The 735-nt window shown below is 57.8% G+C and carries 1 protein-coding gene; it reads left to right on the forward strand.

Annotated elements, in window-relative coordinates; genetic code table 11:
- Positions 1 to 536, forward strand: a 536-nt coding sequence (locus tag HP566_RS03990) for a hypothetical protein (RefSeq protein WP_249975968.1), incomplete at its 5' end; no start/stop codon positions are given.
- Between the last annotated feature and the right edge of the window lie 199 nt (positions 537 to 735).

Below are 735 nucleotides of genomic sequence, written 5' to 3' on the forward strand. Positions count from 1 at the left end.
ACAATATCATCTTCGGTGGCGGCTGGACCATTGATGGCTACCGGCTGGATATTAGCTTTACGGTGACCGACCCGATTCCGCCCTTCCATTGGGAGCGCGACGCGGTGGCGCTGGAAGATACTCCTCGCCTGCGCCGGGAACTGCGTGAGGCGTACCGCCATATCCATGGGCTGATCTCGCGCAATGATACGGAAGCGATCTTCCGGGAAATGGAGCCGGTGTGGGCACGCACAGCCTATATGCTAACGGAGGAAACCTCTGCTCGGGACTTCATTGATAGCACTGAACATGGGTTGGCTGTATATGAGCGTATAGGCCCAGGCGGTGAAGTTCTGCAGCCGCTGTTCTGGGGCGATGATCCGCAGGATGATCAGGTGGAGTTTCTTGCCGAGGGGCGGTTGGTGCGTATTCAACCCACTCCGATTCTCTGGGAGCACCCACCGAGCGGCAGCGAACGCTATGCGAGTTTCCCTGTGGTCTTTTACCGGACCCATGACGGCGAGTGGCGGATCGCCCGAGTATTGGTCGGCGTATGAAACCCATGACAGGCCAAGGTGATCGGCAATACGAGACACGCCCATGACACGACTATTGAACTTGCTGGCCGCTACCCTGCTGGCCACGGTCGGCTGGCAAGGAACGGCAATGGCTAACAACTTCGAGTATCGCTACAACGCCTATATTCACACCCAGGGCAGTGCCTGGTCACTGCGGGTCAATGATATCTTTGTGCGC

The sequence above is a fragment of the Vreelandella olivaria genome, from assembly GCF_023507745.1.
GTDB lineage: Bacteria > Pseudomonadota > Gammaproteobacteria > Pseudomonadales > Halomonadaceae > Vreelandella > Vreelandella olivaria_A.